Raw genomic sequence first — 24,121 nt, 5'->3', positions numbered from 1 at the left:
ATATTTTGCGTATCGTACCTTATAACCAAACCTATTACTTTTTATTAACTTGGTTCATAACTTCTTCAGCGAAGTTGTCTTCACGCTTTTCAATACCTTCGCCCACTTCATAGCGTACGAATTCACGTACAGAAGCGCCTTTTGACTCAACGAACTGACGAACTTTTTGGTCAGGATTTTTAACAAAAGTCTGGTCAAGTAGGCAAACATCTTCAAAATATTTTCCAAGACGGCCTTCTACCATTTTTTCTACGATTTTTTCTGGTTTTCCTTCGTTAAGAGCTTGTGTAGTTAAAACTTGACGCTCACGCTCAACTTCTTCTTGAGAAACTTGATCACGAGAAACATATAAAGGTCTTAGAGCAGCAATGTGCATTGAAATATCTTTTGCCGCCTCCGCTTCAGTTGTACCTTCAAGAACAGTTAATACACTAATACGTCCACCCATGTGAAGGTAAGCACCAAAAGCATCATTATCCGTTTTTGATACTACAGAAAAGCGGCGAAGTGATAATTTTTCACCAATTTTAGCAATAGCAGCATTGATATAATCTGCTACAGTCACTCCATTAATCGTTTGTGCAGAAGCTTCTTCAACTGTTGCTGGTTTGTTAGCAAGCAAGTGTGCAGCTAATTCTTTTACTAGGCTTTGGAAAGCTTCGTTTTTTGCAACGAAATCAGTTTCAGAGTTTACTTCTAAAATAACTGCTTCGTTTCCTTCAGCAACAACATATGTTAAACCTTCTGCAGCAATACGGTCGCCTTTTTTCGCAGCTGAAGCAATTCCTTTTTCACGTAAGAAATCAATTGCTTTTTCCATATCACCATTTGTTTCTGTTAACGCCTTTTTACAATCCATCATTCCTGCGCCTGTTTTTTCGCGTAGTTCTTTTACCATTTGAGCAGTAACTGCCATGATTTTTTCCTCCTTTAATTCCTATGTACATACTAATAGCTTAGCCATTGAATGCTAAGATTAACCTTTAAAAAAAGGTGATAAAGGGTCTCCCTCTTATCACCTTTTTTTAGTTTAAACTATTTGACTTACCCAGCTCCATCGCCTAGCCCCTCGAGGTCAAAAGCCAATCACTGCAGAAGGCAAAGAGCGCCTTCCACAGTGCTTGTCTTTTGCTATGCCTGAGGCTAACCAAGGCGATTCCGCTTTTCTATTACGCTTCTACAGCTACTTCTTCACCTTGTTTTGCTTCAAGGATAGCGTCAGCCATTTTACCTGTTAAAAGCTTAACCGCACGAATCGCATCGTCATTCGCAGGAATAACTACATCGATTTCGTCTGGATCACAGTTAGTATCAACAATTCCTACGATAGGAATGTTCAATTTTTTTGCTTCAGCAACTGCGATACGCTCTTTACGAGGGTCAATGATGAAAAGTGCATCTGGAAGCTGCTTCATATCTTTGATTCCGCCTAAGAACTTTTCAAGGCGTTCTTGTTCTTTCTTTAATTGAACTACTTCTTTTTTAGGTAATACTTCGAAAGTACCGTCTTCTGACATTCTTTCAATATCTTTTAAGCGACCGATACGCTTTTGGATTGTTTCAAAGTTTGTTAAAGTACCACCCAACCAACGTTGGTTAACAAAGTACATACCTGAACGAGCTGCTTCTTCTTTAACAGAATCTTGAGCTTGTTTCTTAGTACCAACAAAAAGGATCGTTCCGCCATTAGCAGCTAGATCTTTCACCCAGTTATAAGCTTCTTCAACTTTCTTAACTGTTTTTTGTAGGTCGATGATATAGATACCGTTTCTCTCTGTGAAGATATATTTCTTCATTTTTGGGTTCCAACGGCGAGTTTGGTGTCCAAAGTGTACACCAGCTTCAAGCAATTGCTTCATTGAAATTACTGACATGTTTTTTTCCTCCTATGGTTTCGTTTTCCTCCGCTTAGTCTCATTTTTAAACAGCAACTGTATAAACAGCACCGGCTGCTTAAATCAACAAGCGTGTGTAATAACACCGTTAAATAATATAGCACATGTGCGAATAACAATCAAGTTCTACTTTCAAAAAAAATCCCCAGTAAGACCGGGGATTCGTTTCATTAGTTAGATCTTAATTTATCAAGTTCAACCAGGAACTTATCATTTAGAACTTTAATGTATGTTCCTTTCATACCAAGAGAACGAGATTCAATGACTCCAGCACTTTCAAGCTTTCTTAAAGCATTAACAATTACAGAACGAGTAATACCAACACGATCTGCAATTTTCGAAGCAACTAACAAGCCTTCGTGTCCATTTAGCTCTTCAAAGATATGTTCAATCGCTTCAAGTTCACTGTAAGATAATGAACTGATTGCCATTTGAACTACTGCTTTGCTTCTTGCTTCTTCTTCGATTTCCTCAGACTTTTCACGTAGGATTTCCATACCAACAACCGTTGCACCATATTCAGCAAGAATAAGGTCATCATCATGGAATTTCTCTTGTAATCTTGCAAGTATTAAAGTACCGAGGCGCTCACCGCCGCCGATAATTGGAACGATTGTAGTTAATCCTTCACGGAATAAGTCTCTATTTTCTACTGGAAATGCAGTATATTGGCTTTCAACATCAAGGTTTGAAGATGTTTCTGAAATATTAAATAGACCATTCGTATATTCTTCAGGAAATTGACGATCCTCTAGCATCTTTTTCATGCGATCATTTTCTATTTGCTGATTAATCGCATAGCCAAGAAGTTTTCCTCGGCGGCTAAGAATGAAAATATTTGATTCGATAACTTCACTTAGAGTTTCAGACATTTCTTTAAAGTTTACCGGCTTTCCTGCTGCCTTTTGTAATAACACATTAATTTTTCTAGTTTTTGTAAGTAAATCCATTTGTTTCTTCCTCCTAATTAACTGGAACCATTATTAAGTTTTATTGATATATAATTATAAGATAAATTGGCTTAAATCTTTATTTTTTGATATTGCTCCAAGCTTATCGTCAACATATTGCGGAGTAATGGCAACCTTCTCCATTAAAATATCAGGTGCTTCAAACGATAAGTCTTCTAATAATTTTTCTAATATCGTGTGAAGTCTTCTTGCACCGATATTATCTGTATTTTGATTCACTTCGAAAGCAACTTCAGCTATTCTACGAATAGCATCGTCAGAAAATTCAATTTGTATACCTTCTGTTTCCAATAATGCTTGATATTGTTTAATTAAAGCATTATCAGGTTCAATCAAAATTCTAAAGAAATCTTCTACCGTTAATTTCGTTAATTCAACACGAATCGGCAGACGTCCCTGTAATTCTGGTATTAAATCCGATGGTTTTGACATATGAAAAGCCCCAGCGGCGATAAATAAAATATAATCTGTTTTTATTGATCCATATTTCGTCACAATCGTAGAACCTTCAACGATTGGTAAAATATCTCGTTGGACTCCTTCACGAGATACATCTGCTGAAGAACCGCCAGTGTTTTTGCTGGCTATTTTGTCAATTTCATCAATAAAGATGATACCAGTCTGTTCAGCACGGTAAACTGCTTCAGTGGTAACCTCATCCATATCAATCAACCTTGCAGCTTCTTCATTCGTTAATACTTTCCTTGCCTCGCGTACTGTTAATTTTCTTTTCTTTCGTTTCTTTGGCATAAAGCTGCTGAGCGCATCTTGCATGTTCATCCCCATTTGTTCCATCCCTGAACCTTGAAGCATATCAAACATGGAAGGTGATTGTTCTTCAACTTCAACCGTAACCATCTCTTCTTCTAATTGACCAAGAGCAAGCTTTTCCCTTACTATCTTACGTTTTTCAGTAACAGAGTAATCCTCTTGTTGAGTATCCTGATCTGGAGCTGCATTGCCGCCGCCAAATAACATTTCAAGTGGATTTTTATAATTTTGTGCTTTCTTTGCTGATGGAACAAGTAAATCAACTAGCCTAGCATTTGCGTTTTCCTCTGCACGTTCCTTCACAGACAACATCCTATCCTCTTTAACCAATCTGACAGATGTTTCAACGAGGTCACGAACCATAGATTCCACATCACGGCCCACATAACCGACTTCTGTAAATTTCGTAGCCTCTACTTTAACGAATGGAGCACCAACCAGTTTCGCAATTCTTCTGGCAATTTCCGTTTTACCAACACCCGTTGGACCAATCATTAAAATATTTTTAGGAATAATTTCTTCGCGGAGTTTTTCGTTTAACAAACCTCGTCTATATCGATTTCTAAGTGCAACCGCAACTGCCTTTTTTGCATCCTTCTGACCAATAATATATTGATCAAGTCTCTCAACAATTTGACGCGGTGTTAGGTTATCTGTTTTAGCCATTTTAGGTTCCCTCCCGTTAGAGCTCTTCCACGATAATGTTGTGGTTTGTATATACACATATTTCTGCAGCTATTTCTAAAGAAGCCTTTGCAATTTCTTTTGCTGAAAGATGGTCACCTGCATATTTCTTTAGAGAACGTCCAGCTGCTAGCGCATAATTACCACCAGAACCAATTGCGAGAATTCCATCATCAGGCTCAATTACTTCACCTGTTCCTGATATTAGGAGTATATCTTCCTGATTCATAACAATTAACATGGCTTCTAGTTTTCTTAGGACCTTATCGCTTCTCCACTGTTTAGCAAGCTCAACAGCCGCTCGTTGGAGGTTTCCATTATATTCTTCTAATTTCCCTTCGAACATTTCAAAAAGGGTAAAGGCATCGGCTACAGATCCAGCAAAACCAGCTAATACTCTTCCATTAAATATCTTTCTAACCTTTTTTGCTGTGTGCTTCATCACTACAGCATTACCAAATGTGACTTGACCATCACCTGACATTGAACATTGACCATTATGATGGATTGCAAATATCGTCGTGGCATGAAATTGGTTCATCTTTCTTCCTCCTCTTGCATTTTACTAATGGCTCTTTTCTAAGAAAAGAGCATGCAAACTTAATTTCGAGCACAAAATAGTTTGTTCCTCGTTAAAATCGGCTTTAGGATTTTAACAACAATCTTTACGAAAACAGCCTGACTAGTAAACCTATGTAACAAGAGATTGTCATAAGTAGACAAGTGCATTACACTAGAATAGTATGAAAACTTTATTCATTTATTCCCTTTTATATATGGGCATATACGTTTCAATTGATTCCATTAAATCCGACTTGTTCACCCATGAACAAGATGAATTTACACAAAGCATTATGGGATTGTCCAATTGTATATTGTGATAAAGTTCTCTCCATTTGTAAATGGTTGTGAAAGAACGTTACTAAATCAGTCACATTTATTAATATGTCCACCTCACAAAGGCTACTAAAGCGTAACACACTTCTTTTCCCCTTGCAATAAATTTTACAAAACTTTCACAAAGTTCTGAATTGTTTCCAAGGCTCTGTTTGCATGTTGCATATTTCGTTCCTGTTTTCCCTTAATTTTTTCAGGCAATTCCGGAAACAGTCCAAAATTTGCATTCATTGGCTGGAAATTCTTTGCGTTAGCTGTGGTGATATAACGTGCCATACTTCCAATTGCAGTTTCAACAGGAAATTCGATTGGATTATTTCCTTGGGCTAATCTAGCAGCATTTATTCCAGCAGCTAGTCCACTTGCAGCCGATTCTACATATCCTTCCACACCTGTCATTTGACCAGCAAAAAACAGATTTTCACGTTCCCTAAATTGATAAGAAGCTTTAAGAACCTTTGGTGAATTGATAAAGGTATTTCGATGCATAACCCCATAGCGGACAACCTCTGCATTTTCAAGTCCTGGTATTAACTGCAGGACTTCTTTTTGTGGACCCCATTTCAAATGTGTCTGGAACCCAACAATATTATAAAGGGTTCCTGCTGCATCGTCTTGTCGCAGCTGCACAACCGCAAATGGTCTCCTTCCTGTCTTTGGATCCTCTAAACCAACTGGCTTTAATGGTCCGAATAACATTGTTTTCTTGCCTCTTTGTGCCATGACCTCGATTGGCATACAACCTTCAAAAAAGATTTCCTTTTCAAATTCCTTTAGAGGTACGGTTTCTGCTGTAATTAGAGCTTCATAAAAGGTGTTGAATTCTTCCTCCGTCATTGGACAATTTAAATAAGCTGCTTCACCTTTATCATATCGTGATTTCAAATAAACCTTATCCATGTTAATGCTGTCTTTTTCAAGAATTGGTGCTGCAGCATCATAAAAGTAAAGGTAATCCTCACCCGTTAAAGATTTTAGTTGTGCGGATAATTCGGGACTTGTTAATGGACCCGTTGCGATTACCGTTATCCCCTCAGGAATTTCTGTCACTTCTTCATTAATGACCGTTACATTCTCATGGTTTCTTACCATTTCTGTCACTTTAGCAGCAAACTCATGACGGTCAACCGCCAAGGCGCCTCCTGCCGGGACCGAGCATGCATCAGCAGCAGCGATAATAACAGAATCGAGCAATCGCATTTCTTCCTTTAATACACCAACCGCATTCGTCAAGGTATTTGCTCTTAAGGAATTGCTGCAAACTAATTCAGCAAACTTGTCTGTATGGTGAGCGGGTGTTTGTTTGACTGGTCTCATCTCATAAAGTCTAACTTTAACACCACGTTTTGCAATTTGCCACGCAGCCTCACTCCCAGCCAAACCAGCTCCGATTACATTTATTGTTACATCGTTCATGTTTAACCTCCTGATTTTTCAAAGCTGATGTTCCATAAATCTAGCTTTACTTTTTACTATGATTACTTTTCCCTCTTTTTAGCCCATCTTGCATTGTACTATACGAATCAAAAACAAAAAAGTTTTATGTTTACAAAAAAAAACGCGGTAGTGCTGGAGCTTGATTAAAAAATAGGAAAAGAGTGAGCTGTGCTCACCCTTAACTTTGTGGTTCTTCTTTGTAATCACATTCCGTGCATTGTACTTGGACGCCTTTTTTTAATTTCTTTTCAACAAGCGTTCCTTCACATTTAGGACAGGCTCTTGGTAAAGGTTTATCCCAGGAAATAAATTCGCATCCCGGAAATGTGTCACAGCCGTAAAAGATTCTTTTCTTCTTACTTTTACGCTCAATGATATTTCCTTCTTTACATTTTGGACAAGTAACGCCAATTTCTTTTACAATGGCTTTTGTATTACGGCAATCCGGGAAATTGCTGCATGCCATAAATTTACCGTATCTGCCCATTTTAAATACCATTGGGCTTGTGCATAATTCACAATCCTCGCCTGCTGGCTCATCCTTAATTTCAACAGACTGCATCTCTTTTTCTGCAATAACAAGATGTTTCTCAAATTCTTGATAAAAACCATCAATGATTTCAACCCAGCGAACTTTACCATCCTCAACATTATCTAAATCCTGCTCCATTTTGGCAGTAAAATCAGCATTGATAATATCTGGAAAGAATTCAAGAATCAATTCATCAACAATTTCACCTAATTCAGTAGGGACAAATCGTTTATTATCTAGTGTGACATATCCACGCTTTTGGATTGTATCCAAAGTTGGCGCATAGGTGGATGGACGTCCAATGCCTAGTTCTTCAAGTGTTCTAACCAATCTAGCCTCTGTATACCTTGGCGGCGGCTGTGTAAAATGTTGTTTTGGTTCAATATCCTTTTTGAACACAACATCGCCTTCTTGTAGATTTGGAAGCATTTTGTCACGTTCTTCAACCTGATCATCTGAACCTTCCACGTATAGCTTCATAAATCCAGGAAACTTTATTTTTGATCCGGTTGCACGGAATATGACATTTCCATTCTGTAAGTCAACGCTCATTGTATCCATAACAGCCTGGGCCATTTGACTGGCTAAGAATCGTTCCCAAATTAATTTATAGAGACGAAGTTGGTCTCTTGATAGAAATTGTTTCAAACTATTTGGTTCGCGTAATGTACTTGTCGGGCGGATAGCTTCGTGAGCATCCTGTGCATTTGATTGTTTTTTCTCTTTTCTTTGTTCTTCTTTTAAGTATTCCTGGCCATATTCCTGAAGAATATAATCCGCAGCCTCTTTTTGAGCTACTTCGGATATACGAGTTGAGTCTGTTCTCATATAGGTGATAAGACCAACTGTTCCAGACGAACCAAGCTCAATTCCCTCGTATAATTGCTGTGCCAGCATCATGGTTTTCTTAGCACGGAAATTGAGTTTTCTAGCCGCTTCCTGCTGAAGGGAGGAAGTGATAAACGGTGGAGAAGGATTTCGTTTACGCTCTTTTTTAGTTACCGAAACCACCTTGAAATTATCGCCTTCCATTTTTTTGAAAATCTCTTCAACATCCTGTTTTGATTTCAGTTCTGTTTTTTCTTTGTTAGCTAAAGAGAAATAAGATGCACTAAAATGATCCTTTCCCTTAACCAATTCCCCTTCAATTGTCCAATATTCTTCAGGGACAAATGCTTTTATTTCCTTTTCTCGTTCGATGATTAATCGGACTGCAGTAGATTGAACTCGTCCTGCACTTAATCCTTTTTTCACTTTTTTCCAAAGAAGCGGGCTAATATTATATCCAACTAAACGATCTAGAATCCTTCTAGCCTGCTGAGCATCGACTAAATCCATATTGATTGGACGCGGGTGCTTAAAGGATTCTTTAATTGCTTCTTTTGTAATTTCATTAAATACAACGCGGCAATCTGAATGTATATCTACATTTAAGCTATGTGCAAGGTGCCAGGCAATTGCTTCCCCTTCGCGATCCGGGTCAGCCGCGAGAAAAACTTTCTTTGCTTTTTTTGCGGCTGTTTTTAATTCCTTTAATACTGGACCTTTGCCGCGAATCGTAATGTATTTCGGTTCGTAACTATTTTCAACGTTTACACCCATTTGACTTCTAGGTAGATCCCGTACATGCCCCATGGATGCTTTTACTTTATATTTATTGCCTAAATAGCGTTCAATTGTTTTCGCTTTTGCGGGTGATTCAACAATTACAAGAAACTCTGACATGCAAATTATCCTCCTCAAGTACTTACAAAAACCTTATCCCTGATTTTTTCCATTTATATGATCATTTTTTAAAAATTGGAAAAAGTATTCATAATTAATACCTCTTATTCTTAAACAAATAACTATTGATGTCAATAACGACGAAACCGTTTACAACTAGTTAATGATAATAATACGCCAAATTATTCCTATTTACACATTCTTTTTTTCAAATATCTGTTGGAAAATGTATAACATATTAGAAATAATTTCAAGCTTTTTTAGCATAAATCTCCAATAATATGAAAAAAACTTTAAAAAACTGCGAATTTATTTTAAATAAAACTGAAATTTAATTAAAGTTATAAACGAAGTTCATCTAAAATATCCTCGCTGCTCATTACAGGTTTTGCCCCCTGCTGAATTAGGTCATTTGTACCCGATGAATACGGATTAAAGATACTTCCAGGCAGTGAAAAAACTTCACGGCCTTCATTGACCGCATAATTAGCCGTAATCAGAGATCCACTTTTTCGTTTTGCTTCTATTATAAATGTCCCGTTTGACATCCCGCTGATGATTCGGTTGCGGGCTGGAAAATGCCATCGTTCTGGCTTCGTATTTGGCGGATATTCTGAAACAACTAGCTGTGTTTTCATCATTTCTCTTGCTAATTCAGTATTTTCCTTAGGATATATACGATTCAATCCACCAGCTATTACAGCAATGGTATCTCCGCCATTCTTCATTGCGTTCTCATGCGCGAGAGTATCTATACCATTAGCTAAACCGCTGACAATAACCACTCCTTTTTCCACTAATGGCGGAAACAGTAACCGAATGGCACTCTTACCATACTGGGTTGCCTGTCGGGAACCTACTACTGCAAGCTTTGGCTGTTTTGCAAGTAAAGAGAGATTTCCTTTTGCAAATAACACCCAGGGTGGCTGATAGATTTCTTTTAATAGGCTGGGATAATTTTCATCAAGGATTGTTATAGCCTTTATTCCGTTTTTTTCATATTGTCGGATTTGTTCAATTACGATTTCGGATTGTAAAAAAGTTGTGGAAGGAAGGTTTGTGTGTGCAGTGGAAGAGAATAAGTTTTGTTGGATGTAACGCGGTTTCATTTGGAGAGATGGGTCTCTCATTATATATTGTAAAACTGCACTCCACGAAATACCTGGGTAGTGCATTAAAGCAATGAGTTTTTCTCTAATATCATCCATACTTTGCCTCCATTATTAACGAAAAAAGAAGAAATAGTCCCTCGTTTGAAGGGACTATTTCTACTATTCTTAGTGTGTTATACACTTATCATATATACCTTGTTCTTTTAGGACTTCAATTAACGTTTCACCCATAACAGATGGTGTGTCAGCAACTTTAATTCCGCATTCATTCATAACACGAATTTTCTCATCTGCTGTACCTTTACCGCCTGAAATGATCGCACCAGCATGGCCCATACGCTTTCCAGGAGGTGCTGTACGGCCGCCGATGAAGCCGACAACAGGTTTAGTCATATTTGCCTTTACCCACTCAGCCGCTTCTTCCTCAGCTGTACCGCCAATTTCACCAATCATGATAACGGCATATGTTTCCGGATCTTCATTAAATGCTTTTAAGACATCGATGAAGTTTGTGCCATTAACTGGGTCGCCGCCGATTCCCACAGCAGTAGTTTGACCAATTCCTGCTTGTGTTAACTGATGAACAGCTTCATACGTTAATGTTCCAGAGCGGGAAACAACGCCAACATGACCTTTTGTATGAATGTATCCAGGCATGATACCAATTTTACATTCATCTGCCGTGATAACACCTGGGCAGTTAGGACCTACCAAGCGCGTCTTTTTGCCTTCCATATAACGTTTAACCTTAACCATATCTAATACTGGAATGTGCTCAGTAATACAGATGGCTAAATCTAATTCAGCATCAACCGCTTCGATAATAGCATCGGCTGCAAATGGTGCTGGAACATAGATAACAGAAGCAGTAGCGCCTGTAACAGCAACAGCCTCTTTCACTGTATTATAAACTGGTACTCCTTCAACCTCCATGCCGCCTTTTCCAGGAGTGGTCCCAGCAACAATTTGTGTTCCGTATTCAAGCATTTGTTTTGTATGAAAAAGGGCAGTTGAACCTGTAATCCCTTGAACAATTACTTTTGTATCTTTATTAATAAAAACGCTCACGTTAATTCCCCTTTCTTTCGATCCTATTTCACAAGTGAAACGATTTTTTGTGCACCGTCAGCCATTGATTCTGCAGGAGTGATAGCCAAACCAGACTCAGCAAGAATTTTCTTACCTAAATCAACGTTTGTTCCCTCTAAACGCACAACAAGAGGTACACTTAGTTGAACCTGCTTAGCAGCCTCTACAACACCCTCAGCAATGACATCACATTTCATGATTCCGCCAAAAATATTAACAAAAATACCTTTTACGTTTGGATCAGAAAGGATAATTTTGAATGCTTCTGTAACTTTCTCAGCTGTTGCACCGCCCCCAACATCAAGGAAGTTTGCCGGATCGCCGCCATAGTGCTTAACAATATCCATTGTTGCCATTGCAAGGCCGGCACCATTTACCATACAGCCGATATTTCCATCTAATGAAATATAACTTAAATCATATTTAGATGCTTCGATTTCCTTTGGATCTTCTTCTTCAAGATCACGGTATTCAAGTATATCTTTTTGACGATATAAAGCATTTGAGTCAAAGTTTAACTTTGCATCTAATGCCATTACTTTTCCATCTCCAGTTACAACCAATGGGTTGATTTCGGCGATTGAACAATCCTTTTCAATGTAGGCATTATATAAGCCCATCATGAATTTAACAGCTTGATTTACTAGCTCTTTTGGAATGTTGATATTGAATGCAATGCGGCGTGCCTGATATGGCATTAAGCCAACAACCGGATCAATTTCTTCTTTGAAGATTTTCTCCGGAGTTTTTTCTGCTACTTCTTCAATTTCAGTTCCGCCCTCTTCAGATGCCATAAGCACAACTTTTGAAGTAGCACGGTCTAAGACAAGGCCCACGTAATATTCTTTTTTAATATCGCAGCCCTCTTCAATTAATAGTCGCTTTACTTCTTTACCTTCAGGACCTGTTTGGTGTGTAACCAAAGTTTTTCCGAGGATTTCGCTTGCATATGTACGCACTTCTTCAAGGTTTTTAGCAACCTTTACTCCGCCGGCTTTACCCCTGCCGCCAGCATGGATTTGCGCCTTTACTACACATACTTGTGTACCTAATTCCTTTGCGGCTTCCACTGCATCTTCAACACTGAATGCCACTTTGCCATTAGGAACACTTACCCCATATTTTCTGAGGATTTCTTTCCCCTGATACTCATGGATATTCATTTCCCATCCTCCTATCAAACTCTTTAAAAAATTGACTCCGTTTTCATTTTATAGAATGACAGATACCTTGTCCACCATTATGCGTAAAAAAATTATTATCCTCATAATATTATGAATTCTCACGCCCTGAAAATAAAGCGCTTTCATAAAATATGAAGCCAAAAATTAACAACTAATTACTTTTTAACAATAACAAAACAAGCAATAAGCAGCTTGTTTTGTTATTGTTCTTGAAACATGTCCTTAATTGGCGCAAAGCTCTTTCGATGATAGGGCGTAATACCATGTTTTTGAATCGCCAAGATATGTTCTTTTGTCCCATACCCCATGTTACGCTCGAAGCCATATTCCGGAAATCCAGCTGATAATTTTATCATAAGAGAATCTCTTACCACTTTTGCTACGATGGAAGCTGCCGCTATCGAAACGCTCTTCGCATCCCCTTTTATGATTGGCTCAACAATATAAGGTGTTTCTAGCTTTACAGCGTCAACCAGTAAAATCTCTGGATTTATAGTTAGTGAAGCAATTGCCGCTTTCATCGCCTTTTTAGTAGCTTCGTAAATATTGATTGAATCAACTTCAGCTGCATCAATCATTGCGACACTAACAGCTATTGCTTTACTTCTAATGATTTCATCATATTCAGTCCGCTTTTTCTCTGAAAGTTTTTTTGAATCATCAATACCTGGTAAGTAAAAATCCTTTGGTAAAATAACTGCCGCTGCTGCTACTGGACCTGCAAGAGGCCCCCTGCCTACTTCGTCGACACCTGCAATATACTTATATCCCTGTCCACGCCATTTATTTTCATAAACATTCATTTCAAGAAACTTTTCCTGAAGTTGTCGTTCTTGTTCCATTTTCCTATGCCATTTATGTATTAGATGTTGAACCCCTTTACGCTCGTCCTGCTGGAGTTTTTGGAATATAGGGTCACTTTCAGCCTTGATGCCATTAAGCTGCTGTTCTATTTCTGCTATTGTCTGTACTTTCATTTTCTTCACCCGTTGTAATAATACCTTCTCCTGCGTTTATTTACAATGACCAAAAATAAACAAAAAAACTCACCGCATGGAGAGTTCATTTGTTTATTTATTTTCAATTTTATCCGCTATATCGCTAGGTCTTTCGAAAGTCACCGGTCCAAATTTCTCAGATCTAATTTCTCTAATAACTAACTCTGAAACTTTATCATAGTCAACGACTCCCCCAGCCCCAAGACAGCCTCTAAGCTCACCAATTTGGTCAAACATATCCACGACGTTTTCTGGGACTGATTCAAGCTTATAGCGTTCCTTAAGTCTCTCTGGATAATTCTCTTCTAAAAACTTAATCGAAAAAACAACGAGGTCCTGCAAATTCAGAAGAGTGTCTTTGATTGCTCCCGTTACAGCTAACTTCTTTCCAACCTCTTGGTCTTCAAACTTTGGCCATAGAATTCCCGGGGTATCTAATAACTCTAACTCTTTTCCTACTTTAATCCACTGCTGCGCTTTTGTTACTCCTGGCATATTTCCTGTCTTTGCAATGTTTTTCTTTGCAAGTCGATTGATTAATGTTGATTTTCCGGCATTGGGGATTCCAACAATCATGGCACGAATGGCTCTTGGATTGACAACACCCTTTGCTCTTAATCGATCAAACTTGTCCTTTAAGATTTCATGGGATGCCTTTACAATATCCTTCATACCCTCTCCAGCTTGAGAGTTAATAGCGATTGCTTTTATTCCTCTCTTAGCAAAATAGGCAATCCATTCTTTTGTGATTGCTTTATCTGCTAAATCGGCTTTATTTAAGAGGACCAGTCTTGGTTTATGTTGAATAATTACATCAATCATTGGGTTGCGAGACGAATATGGAATTCTTGCATCCACCAATTCGTAAATAATATCTACTAGTTTTAATTTTTCCGTGACTTCTCTTCGAGCCTTTGCCATATGGCCTGGAAACCATTGGATTGTCAAAGCAGCCACCTCCTAAATCTATTTCACGATGTGTGCATCTTTTAATGGCCAGTAAACAATACTTGTTTTACCGATTATTTTGTCCAATGAGATAGTTCCAATATGCCTGCTGTCTTTACTGAAACGACGGTTATCCCCCATTACGAACAATTCACCTTCTGGTACTGTTTCTACACCTGCAGGAGTTTCTTCAAGCGTAAAGGGATCGGTTAAAGGACCTTCGACTTTCTTCTTATACTCATCCAAATAAGGTTCTTCGTACGCTTTTCCATTTACATATAAAGTATCATCTTTATATTCGATACGGTCACCTGGAAGTCCGATGACTCTTTTTATATAATCCTTCTGTTCAGGCGCATGAAAGACGATAATATCAAACCGTTTTGGCTCACCTATATTATAGCTTAGCTTGTTCACTATCATACGGTCTTGGTGTTGCAGCGTGGGCATCATCGATAGCCCGTCTACTACAATTGGTGCAAAAAGAAAGTAACGAATGACAGCTGCCAATACAACTGCAATCAAAAGCGCCTTCGTCCATTCCCAAAGTTCATTTTTCTTCTTAATCATCTTTTGTTCCCCACCAATCACAAAAAAATGTTTGATAAGATATGTACGAAAAAAGAGCTTGCAAAGCAAGCTCCTTCTTTTATTATCGAATTTCTTTAATACGAGCTTTTTTACCACGAAGCTTACGTAAGTAGTATAGCTTAGCACGGCGAACTTTACCGCGGCGCAATACTTCAAGCTTCGCAATTTTAGGTGTGTGTACAGGGAAAGTACGCTCAACGCCTACTCCGTAAGATACCTTACGAACTGTGAAAGTTTCGCTAATGCCACCACCACGACGCTTAATCACTACACCTTCGAATAACTGAATACGCTCACGAGTACCCTCGACAACCTTAACGTGTACACGTACAGTATCACCAGGACGAAACGCAGGTAAATCAGAACGAAGTTGTTCTTTTGTGATTTCTTCAATCAAATGTTGCATCGTTTTCATCTCCTTCCAACAGACGCTCATGCACATCTACTATCCTATTTCATTGCAGCGGAACATCTTTATAAGACCATACTGAATACGTTACTCAGCTCAAGTCACAAGTAGTATCTTAACATAAAAGACAACTTCATGCAATATCTACTCATATTCTTTTTTTATTTCATTCAGCCATTTTTCCTGTTCCTTGCTTAATTCTATTTTTTCTAATAGGTCTGGCCTCCTAAGGAGTGTTCGTCGTAAAGCTTCCTTGTTTCGCCATTCTTCAATTAATCGATGATTTCCTTGCAGGAGGACCTCTGGGACCTTCATTCCACGAAAGTCAGATGGTCTAGTATAATGTGGATGCTCCAAAAGACCCGTGCTGAAAGAATCTTTCATATGTGACTCTTCATTTCCTAAGACCTCTGGTAAGAGACGAACGACACTATCAATCACAACCATCGCTCCAAGCTCTCCACCAGTTAACACATAATCACCGATTGATATTTCATCACTTACCACATGTTCACGTATTCTCTCATCGTATCCCTCATAATGGCCGCATACGAAAATAAGATGTTTCTCTTTCGCTAATTCCTCTGCTAGTTTTTGATCATACCGTTTTCCTTGAGGACAAAGCAGGATCACTCTTGAGGCATTACTTTCCGCTTGTTCCTTTAATGCTGCAACTGCATCAAAGAGAGGCTGCGGCTTTAAGACCATACCTGCCCCACCGCCATAGGGGTAGTCGTCTACGGTTTGATGTTTATTATCAGCATAGTCACGGAAATTGACAATATTATAGTGAACAGCAGCTTTTTCAGCAGCCTTATGTAAAATGGAATGCCCAAGCACTCCTGAGAACATCTCAGGAAATAACGTCAGTACATCTATTTTCATCATGAAAGCAGCCCTTCCATTGGTTCAATTAAGATAACCTTTTCCTTCACATCTACTTTTTTCACAACATCCTCAATATAAGGAATCAATATTTCCTTGCCTGCAGGTGATTTAATTACCCATACGTCGTTAGCACCGGGAGATAATATCTCCATAACCTTACCAATTTCCTCACCGCCAGTTGTAGCAACCAAGCATCCGATAATTTCATGGTAATAATATTCATCTTCTTCAAGATTTCCAAGTTGGGATTCTGGCACCTTAATAATTCCGTCCCTAAACTTTTCAACCTCGTTGATATTTTCAAATCCCTCAAAGGTAAGTAAATTAAAATTTTTGTGACTTCGGTGGGTTTTTACCTTTAATTCAATCGGCTTACTAGATCCAGGCATAAACAAATACAATATATTCCCCACTTTATACCGTTGCTCTGGGAAATCAGTTTTAGAAATTACCCTTACTTCACCTCTGATTCCGTGTGTATTGACGATTTTACCAACATTAAACCATTTTTCCATTCTTTTCGTCACCTCTATCTTATTTCCTCAATTATGCCGTCTTTTATAATAATGGTTGTTTGCTCCATTACTTCATCCCAATTGTCGCCCGCCTTTACTTCAACAAGGGCTTGTACTTCTTTTTGCTTTAATTCACTGCCTAATGGTAGCATATGTAGTTGTTCAATTTGAAACTCATAAAGCTTTTCTTTATCATGGCGTTTTTGCAGTTCTTTTTCAAAGTGACTCTTAAGTGCGCTCGATTGATACTTTTTGGCTTTTTCTAACTTTTTCAACTCAAATTGAAGCTGCTCATATTCTTTTTGCATCTGCAGCTTGCCTGCAAAATATTTATCAAGCAGCTTCTGTTTGCTTTGTTCCGTTAAGATTTGCTTCACGATAACAGTTTGAATCAGTTGCATAAAATTGCTCCTCCTCCAAGCTTCTGTTTTTCTGATAGCAAAAAAGGGAGGAAATTCATTCCTCCCTTTCATCTAGATGCAAAAAGCTATTCACCAATTTCTAGAAAAATTTTCTTTTGTTGTGATGATCCTGCTGCATATACAACAGTCCTTATGGCCTTTGCAACACGCCCTTGCTTTCCAATCACCTTTCCCATATCTGTCTTATTCACAGTTAGATGAAAAGTGATTCGTTGATCTTCTTCGTTGACAAAAACATTCACATCTTCTGGAAAATCAACAAGGGGCTTAACAATCGTTTCAATTAATTGCTTCATAGTAATTACTTGCTGTGCTTAGCATTATGGAATTTTTCCATGATGCCTTGGTTTGAGAAAAGGTTACGAACTGTATCAGATGGTTTAGCACCGTCTTGTAACCATTTAAGAGCCAAATCTTCGTTAATTTGGATTGCAGCTGGCTGCGCAACTGGATTGTAAGTTCCAATCACTTCAATGTAACGTCCGTCACGAGGAGAACGAGAATCTGCTGCTACGATACGATAGAAAGGAGTCTTTTTAGCTCCCATACGCTTTAAACGAATTTTTACTGCCATTTTAAATAAGCACCTCCGAATAGTTTCACACAAGATAGTATATTATCAATTATTAATTCATTTGTAAAGTGTTTTTTCTTTACAGTAGTATTGCCAATTTTTTCAGCTTTAAAACGGCTTAAACGGAAATTTAAATCCGCCTTTTTTCTTGCCCTTTTGCTGCATTCCTGTCATTTGTTTCATCATCTTCTTCATGTCCTCAAACTGTTTTAATAAGCGGTTAACCTCAGGAACAGTTCTGCCGCTCCCTTTGGCAATCCTCTTTTTACGGTTTGAATTCAAGATCTCCGGATGTTCTTTTTCTGCTTTTGTCATTGATCGAATGATTGCTTCCACATGTGCAATTTGTTTTTCTTCGATTTGAACATTGTTCAAACCTTTAATTTTATTTGCACCAGGCATCATTTTTAATAGTTCATCAAGCGGCCCTAAATTACGGACTTGTCCCAGCTGCTCCAAAAAGTCATCAAGCGTAAAAGTAGCCGTCCGCATCTTTTGTTCAAGCTCTTTCGCCTTTTCCTCATCAACATTCGCCTGCGCTTTTTCTATTAGCGTTAAGACATCACCCATACCGAGGATCCTTGAGGCCATGCGTTCAGGATGAAAAGGTTCAATTGCATCCATTTTTTCGCCTAAACCGACAAACTTAATCGGTGTTTGGGTAACAGCACGAATCGAAAGCGCAGCTCCTCCACGTGTGTCACCGTCAAGTTTCGTTAAGACTACCCCGGTCAAACCAAGCTGTTCATTAAAGCTTTGGGCAACATTAACGGCATCTTGACCAGTCATCGCATCCACAACAAGGAAAATTTCGTCCGGTTTCGTAAGTTCTTTAATATCCTTCAGTTCACCCATTAATGCTTCATCGACATGCAAACGTCCAGCAGTATCAATAAGGACGTAGTCATTATGATCTTCCTTTGCTTGCGCAATAGCTTGCTTTGCAATTTCGACCGGGCTAACTTGATCGCCAAGAGAAAATACAGGTATATCTAATTGTTTTCCCAGTGTTTGAAGCTGTTTAATGGCAGCAGGACGATAAATATCAGCGGCTGCTAGCAGAGGCTTACGGTTGTACTTTTTACGAAGCAGGTTGGCAAGCTTTCCTGTAGTCGTCGTCTTACCGGCCCCCTGTAGCCCTACCATCATAATGACTGTTGGCGGACGATTAGAGGCAGCAATTTTGCTTTGTTCACCACCCATTAACTCCGTTAATTCTTCATTAACGATTTTAATGATCTGCTGGCCTGGTGTTAAGCTTTTTAGTACTTCTTGTCCTACTGCACGTTCGCTGACTTTTTTTACAAAATCCTTGACGACCTTAAAGTTAACGTCAGCCTCGAGTAACGCAAGACGGACTTCACGCATCATTTCTTTTACATCCGCTTCCGTAACTTTACCTTTTCCACGGATTTTTTGAATCGTATTCTGCAGTCGGTCGGCTAATCCTTCAAACGCCATTCATGCCGCCTCCTAATCTAATTTCTCAAGCTCGGCAACCATTTCCATCATCGCCTGCTTTGAAGGGTGTTCTTCGTTAAGCACTTCTTTTACATGCCTTAATAACTTGCTGCGCTCTTGAAATTTCTGAAATAGTAATAGCTTTTCTTCATACTCCTCAAGCATAGCTTCCGTACGTTTGATGTTATCATAGACAGCCTGACGGCTTACATCGTACTCTTCAGCGATTTCTCCAAGTGAGTAATCATCTAAATAATAGAGGGACATATAGCTTTGCTGCTTTGGTGTTAACAACGAATAATAGAAATCATAGAGATAATTTATTCGCGTTGTCTTTTCAAGCATGCGTATACCTCCCTTGTTAAGTGAAAAGCCTTTACAAATGTAGTTTACACAGTCATACACAGTCTGTCAAGAAAATATCTTTACATCAATTTACAGCATTATCCACTTGATCAGCGAATAAACCATATACATATTGCTCTGCGTTAAATTCCTGAAGATCATCCATTTTTTCACCAAGACCTACGTACTTTACAGGAATCTTCAATTCATTTCGAATGGCCAAAACAATACCGCCCTTTGCTGTCCCATCCAATTTTGAAAGAACAATCCCACTCACATTCGTGACCTCTTTGAAGGTTTTTGCCTGAATGAGCGCATTTTGACCAGTGGTTGCATCTAATACAAGCAGGACTTCGTGTGGTGCACCTGGTACCTCCCGTTCGATTACCCGTTTGACCTTTTCAAGTTCTTTCATCAAGTTAACTTTATTTTGTAAGCGCCCCGCTGTATCACAAATCAATATGTCCACTTTCCTCGACTTAGCAGCCTTTATCGCATCAAACATTACCGCAGCCGGATCAGAACCTTCTGCCTGTTTAATAACGTCAACGCCGACTCTTTCTCCCCATACCTCTAACTGTTCGATCGCACCAGCACGGAAAGTATCACCAGCGGCTAATAGAACTGATTTCCCTTCACTTTTAAACTTATGACCAAGTTTTCCGATTGTCGTAGTTTTTCCTACACCATTAACACCAACAAATAAGATAACAGTAAGCCCATCCTCTTGAATATTCAATTTGGATGATTGCTCCTCACCAGCATTGTAAATTTCGACTAACTTCTCCGAAATAACACTTTGAACTTCCCCTGGGTCTTGTATATTTTGGCGTTTGACTTCCATCTTCAACTCTTCAATTAGTTTCATGACTGTATCGAAGCCTACATCTGCTTGTATTAAGATTTCTTCTAATTCCTCGAAGAAATCTTCATCCACTTTGCGGTACCTTGCAACAAGGTCATTCACTTTTCCAGAGAAGTTGTTTCTTGTTTTCGAAAGACCATCTTTAAATTTCTCTGTAACACTTTCCGTTTGTTTCGTGATTTTCTCTTTTAATTTTTTAAAAAAACTCACCTTTCTTCACTTCCTATCCTTTAAGTTTCGACAAGCTCCTTCGTATCCTCAAGTCGGACAGAAACAAGCTTTGAGACACCTGATTCCTGCATGGTTACACCGTATAAAACATCTGCTTCTTCCATTGTTCCTTTTCTGTGAGTGATGACAATAAACTGGGTTTCTTCACTAAAACTCTTTAAATATTGACTAAATCTAAAAACGTTTGCTTCATCAAGAGCTGCTTCCACCTCGTCTAAAATGCAAAATGGAACTGGGCGGACTTTTAAAATGGAAAATAGCAAAGCAATGGCTGTTAATGCTCTCTCACCACCCGATAATAATCCAAGATTTTGCAGTTTTTTACCAGGCGGCTGTGCAACGATTTCTACTCCCGTATTTAATAAGTCCTCCGGCTGCGTAAGTTTTAAATCTGCTCTTCCGCCGCCAAATAATGCGCGGAACACAGGTTCAAAATGCTCACGAATTCCAGTAAAGGTCTGTTCAAAACGTTTTTTCATTTCTATATCCATTTCATCAATAACCTGATAAAGAGTATCCTTCGCCTCTTGAAGGTCGTTCTTTTGTTCATTCAGAAATTCATAACGTTCAAAAACTCTCTCATATTCTTCAATGGCTCCAGTATTCACACTGCCGAGTTCATCAATCGCCAGTTTTATCAGCTTTACTTTTTTCCTGGCTTCTTCCACTGGCAAGGTTAGTGGATATTGTTCCTTTGCACCCTCAAAGGAAAGCAAATATTCTTCTCTAAGATGTGCCAGTTTGTTTTCAAGTTCAACGTCTAAACGATTAATCTTTACTTCTTCATCCTTTAAAACTTCTACCATACCCTTATGAAGCCTCTTGATTTCCTTTGCTTCAAGCTCATCATCTTCAAGGGCTGAAAGCATGTGGATACGTTCCTGCCTTCTTGAAGATATAAGGGCAATCGTTTGTTCCTTATCCTGCTGCTTACGTTTTGCGGCAACTTCCAACTGTTCTTCACCGGATGTACTGCCTTCCATCTCAGAGGTTAGCAGCATCAAATCCTCTGTATATAGAGCCAGCCTCTCTTCACTTTCGTTTAAATCTTCTACTATCAAAGCTAATCGTTCTTTTGTATTTACGAACTGCTCATTTTTAGCTGCATACTCGACCTTTAAATCTGTTATTTCCTTTGTTAGTGTTTCTTTTGATGAGATATCATTTGTTTTTTGTTCTGTTAGTTTTGCAATTTGTTTATCTAAAGTTTCTAGCTTACCTTTAAAGCTAGTCATTGCTTCAAAGAGATCACTTTTACGATTGTTTAAGGATTTCAGTTCCTCTGTCAATTGGCCTTTTTCAAGATCATACATCGCCAAGCGATTATTAATATTCTTTTCATCGAATTCTGCTTCCCTTTGATCACCCTTTAACGTTTGTTCCTCTTGTCTTAATTCTTCTCCAAACTTTCGCATTGACTCTAGTTCTTGTTCTTGTGATTTAATATCTTGTTTTAAAGACTTAACCAAGTTTTCTAAACTAGAGGTTTTATCACTCATTACGATAAGTTTTTCTTTCAACTCTTCAAGCTCGCCTTTTCTTGTCAATAAAGAGCTGGTTTTTTGCTTTTGTGCCCCGCCAGTCATCGAGCCTCCTGGGTTGACAATATCTCCATCCAACGTCACAAGCCGACAACGATACTGGAGGATTTTGGCCAGTTCGTTTGCGCCCTTTAAATCTTTCGTTATAACAACATTACCTAAAAGACTACTGATGACCTCGGTATATTTTGGATCGAAGCTTACTAAATCGACGGCACTCCCCACCAATGATGGATGGTTTTGAATGGAGTGTTGTTGTGAGGACGACAACACTCTGCCTTTTATTACGCTTAATGGTAAAAAAGTAGCTCGGCCGAATGAATTTTGTTTTAAGAAGGTGATAGCTGTCCGGGCATTTTGTTCCGTATCCACGACGATATGCTGCAAGGCACCGCCTAATGCTGTTTCAAGTGCTGTCTCGTATTCTTTTGGCACTTTGACTAGCTCAGCTACAGCTCCTTCAATCCCTGGAAGCTTATTTCCACGGGCTTTTAGTACTTCTTTTACCCCTTGAAAGAAACCTGAATAATCTTCTTCCAGCTCCTCAAGCATTTCTTTCCGTGATTTTGCCTGTTGAAGAATTTGATAGGCTTGATATAAGGTCTTTTCCTGCTTCTGATAATTGTTTTGAGCATTTTCAAGTTTTCGCTGCTTCTCCCTGAAACCCGTGACTTGATTTGATAGATTGCTTTGTACTTCATCTAGCGCTGATTGAATTTGTAACCTCTTCGTTTGAGAAACTTGTCTTTCCTCGATGAATTTTACATTTTCAGAGTCAAGGCGAGTGCTCTTTATTTCCTGCTGTTCAAGCTGCTGGTCGATATATTTCAGCTCGTTTTTCGCTCCAGCTTGGTCATTTATCAGTTCGATATATTCACTTTTTAAGGTTTCAATTTTTTCATCAATATTTTCCGTGAATAACGCTAATTTTTCCTGTTTTTCTTTTAACTGATTTTGAAGAAATTTCACTTGTTGTGTCAGCTTTTTTACTAGTTCATCCTGTATATCTTTATTGCTTTTTAATTGAAAGATTTTATCCGTAAGTTCAGTAATACTTTTTTCAAGCTGAGCTCTATTTTGAGAAGCATTTTTCTTACGTTCTTTTAATACTTCTTTCCTGCCTTCTAGCTTTTCTAATTCTTCACTAGCATGCAGGAGAACATTTTGCAAATCAGTAATTGACTCATCGAGCGCAGCTATTTGATTCCTTGTTTCTTCTATTTTTGCTTCCTTTATCTGTAACTTAGACGAAAGCTTAATTTCTTCTTGCTGGTGTTCTTCGAGCTGAGTTGAAAACCGGGTCCACTTTTGATGTAAATCTTCAATATCGTACACCGTTAAGGCTACTTCTATTTTTTCAAGCTCTTCTTTTTTCTCTAAGTAATCCTTTGCCATTGAAGCCTGTATCTTTAATGGTTCAACTTGTCCTTCAAGTTCGTGTAGTATATCATTTACTCGATTTAAATTATCCTGTGTTTCTATTAGTTTAGATTCTGCTTTTTTCTTACGATTTTTATATTTTAATACACCTGCAGCTTCTTCAAAGATTGTTCTTCGGTCCTCAGCCTTACTGTTGAGAATTTCTTCTACTTTCCCTTGGCTGATAATCGAGAACGCTTCTCTGCCAAGACCCGAGTCCATAAATAAATCAACAATATCCTTTAATCTGCAAGGCTGTTTATTAAGTAAATATTCACTATCCCCAGAACGGGTGACCCTTCTCGTTACACTTACTTCATTGTAATCAATTGATAATCCTTCATCTTGGTTATCAAGAGTCAGGGTCACTTCCGCATAATTTAACGGCTTTCTTGTATCGCTTCCCGCAAAAATGATATCTTCCATTTTAGAGCCTCTAAGTGATTTAGCAGATTGCTCACCCAATACCCAGCGAATTGCATCTGTTATATTACTTTTCCCACTTCCGTTTGGGCCGACTACAGCAGTGACTCCTTGAACAAAATCCACCCCAATACGATCTGCAAAAGATTTAAAGCCAATGATGTCCAACCGTTTTAAAAACATATCCTTATCCT

At 38.6% G+C, this 24,121-nt stretch carries 24 protein-coding genes; all 24 read right to left on the bottom strand.

Going from position 1 to position 24,121, the window contains the following annotated elements:
• Positions 1 to 34 precede the first annotated feature (34 nt).
• A complete protein-coding gene (tsf, locus tag ACY3XC_RS09045; RefSeq protein WP_464868240.1) occupies positions 35 to 916 on the bottom strand; it encodes a translation elongation factor Ts in 882 nt (293 codons plus the stop codon).
• 253 nt (positions 917 to 1,169) lie between these two features.
• Positions 1,170 to 1,874, bottom strand: a complete 705-nt coding sequence (gene rpsB / locus ACY3XC_RS09040; protein ID WP_179161220.1) for a 30S ribosomal protein S2 — start codon at positions 1,872 to 1,874, stop codon at positions 1,170 to 1,172.
• Between the two features lie 191 nt (positions 1,875 to 2,065).
• Positions 2,066 to 2,845 (bottom strand): GTP-sensing pleiotropic transcriptional regulator CodY, encoded by a 780-nt coding sequence (codY, locus tag ACY3XC_RS09035; RefSeq protein ID WP_179161221.1) that lies wholly within the window; start codon positions 2,843 to 2,845, stop codon positions 2,066 to 2,068.
• Positions 2,846 to 2,899: 54 nt separating this feature from the next.
• Positions 2,900 to 4,303 carry an HslU--HslV peptidase ATPase subunit gene (gene hslU, locus ACY3XC_RS09030; RefSeq protein ID WP_464868239.1) on the bottom strand — a complete coding sequence of 468 codons (1,404 nt, stop codon included), beginning with the start codon at positions 4,301 to 4,303 and terminating at the stop codon, positions 2,900 to 2,902.
• Between the two features lie 16 nt (positions 4,304 to 4,319).
• Positions 4,320 to 4,862 (bottom strand): ATP-dependent protease subunit HslV, encoded by a 543-nt coding sequence (gene hslV, locus ACY3XC_RS09025; RefSeq protein WP_179161223.1) that lies wholly within the window; start codon positions 4,860 to 4,862, stop codon positions 4,320 to 4,322.
• 250 nt (positions 4,863 to 5,112) lie between these two features.
• Entirely contained in the window at positions 5,113 to 5,301 is a 189-nt protein-coding gene (locus ACY3XC_RS09020; RefSeq protein ID WP_464868238.1) for a hypothetical protein, read from the bottom strand.
• Between the two features lie 25 nt (positions 5,302 to 5,326).
• Positions 5,327 to 6,634 (bottom strand): FADH(2)-oxidizing methylenetetrahydrofolate--tRNA-(uracil(54)-C(5))-methyltransferase TrmFO, encoded by a 1,308-nt coding sequence (trmFO, locus tag ACY3XC_RS09015; protein WP_464868237.1) that lies wholly within the window; start codon positions 6,632 to 6,634, stop codon positions 5,327 to 5,329.
• 199 nt (positions 6,635 to 6,833) lie between these two features.
• Positions 6,834 to 8,912 (bottom strand): type I DNA topoisomerase, encoded by a 2,079-nt coding sequence (gene topA, locus ACY3XC_RS09010; RefSeq protein ID WP_179160859.1) that lies wholly within the window; start codon positions 8,910 to 8,912, stop codon positions 6,834 to 6,836.
• Between the two features lie 341 nt (positions 8,913 to 9,253).
• Positions 9,254 to 10,120, bottom strand: coding sequence for a DNA-processing protein DprA (dprA, locus tag ACY3XC_RS09005; RefSeq protein WP_464868236.1), 867 nt, complete (start codon positions 10,118 to 10,120; stop codon positions 9,254 to 9,256).
• Positions 10,121 to 10,189: 69 nt separating this feature from the next.
• A complete protein-coding gene (sucD, locus tag ACY3XC_RS09000) occupies positions 10,190 to 11,092 on the bottom strand; it encodes a succinate--CoA ligase subunit alpha (RefSeq protein WP_179160861.1) in 903 nt (300 codons plus the stop codon).
• Positions 11,093 to 11,115: 23 nt separating this feature from the next.
• On the bottom strand, positions 11,116 to 12,276 hold the full coding sequence (sucC, locus tag ACY3XC_RS08995) for an ADP-forming succinate--CoA ligase subunit beta (RefSeq protein WP_464868235.1): 1,161 nt from the start codon (positions 12,274 to 12,276) through the stop codon (positions 11,116 to 11,118).
• A gap of 221 nt (positions 12,277 to 12,497) precedes the next feature.
• A complete protein-coding gene (locus ACY3XC_RS08990) occupies positions 12,498 to 13,274 on the bottom strand; it encodes a ribonuclease HII (protein WP_464868234.1) in 777 nt (258 codons plus the stop codon).
• Positions 13,275 to 13,367: 93 nt separating this feature from the next.
• Positions 13,368 to 14,243, bottom strand: a complete 876-nt coding sequence (gene ylqF, locus ACY3XC_RS08985; RefSeq protein WP_464868233.1) for a ribosome biogenesis GTPase YlqF — start codon at positions 14,241 to 14,243, stop codon at positions 13,368 to 13,370.
• A gap of 18 nt (positions 14,244 to 14,261) precedes the next feature.
• Positions 14,262 to 14,813 (bottom strand): signal peptidase I, encoded by a 552-nt coding sequence (lepB, locus tag ACY3XC_RS08980; protein WP_464868232.1) that lies wholly within the window; start codon positions 14,811 to 14,813, stop codon positions 14,262 to 14,264.
• Positions 14,814 to 14,895: 82 nt separating this feature from the next.
• Positions 14,896 to 15,240 (bottom strand): 50S ribosomal protein L19, encoded by a 345-nt coding sequence (gene rplS / locus ACY3XC_RS08975; RefSeq protein ID WP_095247673.1) that lies wholly within the window; start codon positions 15,238 to 15,240, stop codon positions 14,896 to 14,898.
• Positions 15,241 to 15,387: 147 nt separating this feature from the next.
• Positions 15,388 to 16,128 (bottom strand): tRNA (guanosine(37)-N1)-methyltransferase TrmD, encoded by a 741-nt coding sequence (gene trmD, locus ACY3XC_RS08970; RefSeq protein ID WP_464868430.1) that lies wholly within the window; start codon positions 16,126 to 16,128, stop codon positions 15,388 to 15,390.
• Positions 16,128 to 16,646: a ribosome maturation factor RimM gene (gene rimM / locus ACY3XC_RS08965; protein WP_179160866.1), complete on the bottom strand. Its 519-nt coding sequence runs from the start codon at positions 16,644 to 16,646 to the stop codon at positions 16,128 to 16,130. Before rimM ends, trmD begins: the two co-directional genes overlap by 1 nt.
• A 14-nt stretch (positions 16,647 to 16,660) precedes the next feature.
• On the bottom strand, positions 16,661 to 17,047 hold the full coding sequence (locus ACY3XC_RS08960; protein ID WP_464868231.1) for a YlqD family protein: 387 nt from the start codon (positions 17,045 to 17,047) through the stop codon (positions 16,661 to 16,663).
• An 86-nt stretch (positions 17,048 to 17,133) separates the two neighbouring features.
• Entirely contained in the window at positions 17,134 to 17,364 is a 231-nt protein-coding gene (locus ACY3XC_RS08955; RefSeq protein ID WP_464868230.1) for a KH domain-containing protein, read from the bottom strand.
• Between the two features lie 5 nt (positions 17,365 to 17,369).
• Positions 17,370 to 17,642 carry a 30S ribosomal protein S16 gene (gene rpsP / locus ACY3XC_RS08950; RefSeq protein ID WP_179160869.1) on the bottom strand — a complete coding sequence of 91 codons (273 nt, stop codon included), beginning with the start codon at positions 17,640 to 17,642 and terminating at the stop codon, positions 17,370 to 17,372.
• 108 nt (positions 17,643 to 17,750) lie between these two features.
• Entirely contained in the window at positions 17,751 to 19,103 is a 1,353-nt protein-coding gene (gene ffh / locus ACY3XC_RS08945) for a signal recognition particle protein (RefSeq protein ID WP_464868229.1), read from the bottom strand.
• A 12-nt stretch (positions 19,104 to 19,115) separates the two neighbouring features.
• Positions 19,116 to 19,448 (bottom strand): putative DNA-binding protein, encoded by a 333-nt coding sequence (locus ACY3XC_RS08940; RefSeq protein ID WP_179160871.1) that lies wholly within the window; start codon positions 19,446 to 19,448, stop codon positions 19,116 to 19,118.
• A gap of 85 nt (positions 19,449 to 19,533) precedes the next feature.
• On the bottom strand, positions 19,534 to 20,523 hold the full coding sequence (gene ftsY / locus ACY3XC_RS08935) for a signal recognition particle-docking protein FtsY (protein WP_179160872.1): 990 nt from the start codon (positions 20,521 to 20,523) through the stop codon (positions 19,534 to 19,536).
• Between the two features lie 20 nt (positions 20,524 to 20,543).
• Complete coding sequence (gene smc, locus ACY3XC_RS08930; protein ID WP_464868228.1) at positions 20,544 to 24,110, bottom strand: chromosome segregation protein SMC; 3,567 nt, start codon at positions 24,108 to 24,110, stop codon at positions 20,544 to 20,546.
• Between the last annotated feature and the right edge of the window lie 11 nt (positions 24,111 to 24,121).

The organism is Bacillus sp. CZDM1 (assembly GCF_055502545.1).
This window is presented reverse-complemented; position numbering and strand designations above follow the sequence as displayed.

Coding starts and splice junctions, on each gene's coding strand:
- tsf (WP_464868240.1), bottom strand. CDS start 916: ATGGCAGTTACTGCTCAAATGGTAAAAGAACTACGCGAAAAAACAGGC.
- rpsB (WP_179161220.1), bottom strand. CDS start 1,874: ATGTCAGTAATTTCAATGAAGCAATTGCTTGAAGCTGGTGTACACTTT.
- codY (WP_179161221.1), bottom strand. CDS start 2,845: ATGGATTTACTTACAAAAACTAGAAAAATTAATGTGTTATTACAAAAG.
- hslU (WP_464868239.1), bottom strand. CDS start 4,303: ATGGCTAAAACAGATAACCTAACACCGCGTCAAATTGTTGAGAGACTT.
- hslV (WP_179161223.1), bottom strand. CDS start 4,862: ATGAACCAATTTCATGCCACGACGATATTTGCAATCCATCATAATGGT.
- trmFO (WP_464868237.1), bottom strand. CDS start 6,634: ATGAACGATGTAACAATAAATGTAATCGGAGCTGGTTTGGCTGGGAGT.
- topA (WP_179160859.1), bottom strand. CDS start 8,912: ATGTCAGAGTTTCTTGTAATTGTTGAATCACCCGCAAAAGCGAAAACA.
- dprA (WP_464868236.1), bottom strand. CDS start 10,120: ATGGATGATATTAGAGAAAAACTCATTGCTTTAATGCACTACCCAGGT.
- sucC (WP_464868235.1), bottom strand. CDS start 12,276: ATGAATATCCATGAGTATCAGGGGAAAGAAATCCTCAGAAAATATGGG.
- ACY3XC_RS08990 (WP_464868234.1), bottom strand. CDS start 13,274: ATGAAAGTACAGACAATAGCAGAAATAGAACAGCAGCTTAATGGCATC.
- lepB (WP_464868232.1), bottom strand. CDS start 14,813: ATGATTAAGAAGAAAAATGAACTTTGGGAATGGACGAAGGCGCTTTTG.
- rplS (WP_095247673.1), bottom strand. CDS start 15,240: ATGCAACATTTGATTGAAGAAATCACAAAAGAACAACTTCGTTCTGAT.
- trmD (WP_464868430.1), bottom strand. CDS start 16,128: ATGAAAATAGATGTACTGACGTTATTTCCTGAGATGTTCTCAGGAGTG.
- rimM (WP_179160866.1), bottom strand. CDS start 16,646: ATGGAAAAATGGTTTAATGTTGGTAAAATCGTCAATACACACGGAATC.
- ACY3XC_RS08960 (WP_464868231.1), bottom strand. CDS start 17,047: ATGCAACTGATTCAAACTGTTATCGTGAAGCAAATCTTAACGGAACAA.
- ACY3XC_RS08955 (WP_464868230.1), bottom strand. CDS start 17,364: ATGAAGCAATTAATTGAAACGATTGTTAAGCCCCTTGTTGATTTTCCA.
- rpsP (WP_179160869.1), bottom strand. CDS start 17,642: ATGGCAGTAAAAATTCGTTTAAAGCGTATGGGAGCTAAAAAGACTCCT.
- ffh (WP_464868229.1), bottom strand. CDS start 19,103: ATGGCGTTTGAAGGATTAGCCGACCGACTGCAGAATACGATTCAAAAA.
- ACY3XC_RS08940 (WP_179160871.1), bottom strand. CDS start 19,448: ATGCTTGAAAAGACAACGCGAATAAATTATCTCTATGATTTCTATTAT.
- smc (WP_464868228.1), bottom strand. CDS start 24,110: ATGTTTTTAAAACGGTTGGACATCATTGGCTTTAAATCTTTTGCAGAT.